We start from the raw sequence: 1,796 nt of genomic DNA on the forward strand, positions 1-1,796 counted from the left end.
TATTAACCCGGAAACTGGAGATTTAATTCCTATATTTAATCCTCGAAAACAGAAATGGTCAGATCATTTTCTTTGGTCAGCAGATGGTTTAAAAATTATTGGTATTACTCCTACAGGAAGGGCTACTTGTAATCGCTTAGACCTCAATGATGATAGGCATAATGAAGGTTCTATTATCAAAGCGCGTCGTTTTTGGGTAAAAGGTGGTTGGCATCCACCAGATGAAGACCCGCGACAAAGTTGAGAAACCCCAGCACTTTCACAATAATATAGATGATGATTAAATTGTTGGGTTTCACTGCGTTCTACCTAACCTACAGTTTGTATGGTTCGTTGGTAATTTGTAGGTTATGGGTGGGATGTTGAAATTTTCATTGTCAGAAAAAAACATCTTAATCAAAAATAGAAACTACTTTAATACCAACTACTTTGTGCATAGGTTTTGTTTTTTTCTCAGTAGTAATTAACTCCTCAGCACCAACAGAAAAAGCAGCAGCTACATGAAGTGCATCCATAGCAGCTAATCCATACCGAGAAGCAATTTTATAAGCCTCTTGTACAATATAAGTTAAATCATTTGCCCAGTAAATAACATCATTAAAAAACTCTTCATAAAATTGAGATTCTTCCGTTTGCTGATGATAAACTGCTTTAGGACTTACCTCCAATCTGACAAACTCACTAGTAGCAAATACCCGGTGTGAGTCTGATAGTATTTCTAATGCTTTTTCTGCAATTAAACCATTACCATTGGTTGCACTCAATAACACACCCGAATCAAGATAAGTTATAATCATTCTTCTCTACCTTGGATTCCACCCCTACGATCAGCTAATTCTTTTTCTATTTCATCTGCATTTAATAAAGGTTTACCAGATGCAACAATTTTAGAGCGAATTTCTCGCAAACGTTCCCCCAAAGGAGGTTTTTTTGCTGTGGTTTTCAATTGCATAAGTTCCACAAATTTTAAGACTTCCTGTTGTTTATCCTGGGGTAATGATCGCCACTTTGTTAATAATTCTTGTTCTGAAATCATTGATTTTTACCTAATTCAGTTAATTGTCTTAAACCTTATTTTCAATAATAGCAAATCTCACATCAAATTAAACCATGATTTTATACATCTTGAACCAGGTTATATTTACGACGTTGTTCTTTTTGCAAAATCATCAAAAGACCGAAAGCGACCTGCTTCAAAATCTTCTAATCCTTGCTGAATACCTTGAATAGCTGCTTGTGAATCTTCTAATTCCCAATCTAGGATATTTGTTAATAATTCAGCCGCAACTAAACTGATATCTTTTCCTTGTTGGGTTGCTTTTTCGCGTAGTCTTGCTTCTAGTTCTGGAGTTAGGGAAATAGCGATCACCATAACTGTATATTTTGGTGAAAGTTTATAAATATTATAACATCCTGTAAATCCTAAAATCCTGGATATCCTGATTCAGACAGAGACAGTTAATTGTAGGGTGCGTTAATGAATGAAATGTAACGCACGATTTTGATTTTGTTATTGAAATAGTGCATTATGCTACTTCTAAAAAATCTCTTTCTGATGGATTTTTTGGAAAGAATACGGCGGCTGAAACATTAAAAAACTTTGCCAGCTTTTCAATATGTTCAACTGTTAATTTACGCTTGTTTTTAAGTACATCGGAAACAATTGACTCTGTTTTAAAAATAGGAACTAAATCTTTTTGTTTCAGATTTAACTCCGCAATTAAAACTTTTATATGTTATAATATAAAAGTTATCAAAATTATTAAAATAATTCTATGATGACTCAAGTAATGATT

Annotated in this window: 3 protein-coding genes and 1 pseudogene; 1 reads left to right on the top strand and 3 read right to left on the bottom strand. The window is 33.6% G+C overall.

Features of this window, described 5'->3' with window-relative positions:
• Positions 1 to 244, top strand: a pseudogene (locus ACIR131C_RS25845) (HNH endonuclease); the annotation flags it as partial.
• 148 nt (positions 245 to 392) lie between these two features.
• Here ACIR131C_RS25845 and ACIR131C_RS0100790 read toward each other — a convergent pair.
• From ACIR131C_RS0100790 to ACIR131C_RS21425, 3 genes are all read right to left on the bottom strand, one after another.
• The gene (locus ACIR131C_RS0100790) at positions 393 to 797 is read right to left on the bottom strand and encodes a type II toxin-antitoxin system VapC family toxin (protein WP_028088698.1); all 405 of its coding nucleotides are present in this window, start codon (positions 795 to 797) and stop codon (positions 393 to 395) included.
• Complete coding sequence (locus tag ACIR131C_RS0100795) at positions 794 to 1,036, bottom strand: hypothetical protein (RefSeq protein WP_028088699.1); 243 nt, start codon at positions 1,034 to 1,036, stop codon at positions 794 to 796. The genes ACIR131C_RS0100790 and ACIR131C_RS0100795 overlap by 4 nt, the downstream gene beginning before the upstream one ends.
• 105 nt (positions 1,037 to 1,141) lie before the next feature.
• Complete coding sequence (locus ACIR131C_RS21425; RefSeq protein ID WP_231395362.1) at positions 1,142 to 1,372, bottom strand: hypothetical protein; 231 nt, start codon at positions 1,370 to 1,372, stop codon at positions 1,142 to 1,144.
• Between the last annotated feature and the right edge of the window lie 424 nt (positions 1,373 to 1,796).

This window comes from Dolichospermum circinale AWQC131C (genome assembly GCF_000426905.1).
GTDB lineage: Bacteria > Cyanobacteriota > Cyanobacteriia > Cyanobacteriales > Nostocaceae > Dolichospermum > Dolichospermum circinale.

Bases quoted from the DNA above. Each gene is read 5' to 3' on its own strand.
- ACIR131C_RS0100790 (WP_028088698.1), bottom strand. From the start codon at position 797: ATGATTATAACTTATCTTGATTCGGGTGTGTTATTGAGTGCAACCAAT.
- ACIR131C_RS0100795 (WP_028088699.1), bottom strand. From the start codon at position 1,036: ATGATTTCAGAACAAGAATTATTAACAAAGTGGCGATCATTACCCCAG.
- ACIR131C_RS21425 (WP_231395362.1), bottom strand. From the start codon at position 1,372: ATGGTGATCGCTATTTCCCTAACTCCAGAACTAGAAGCAAGACTACGC.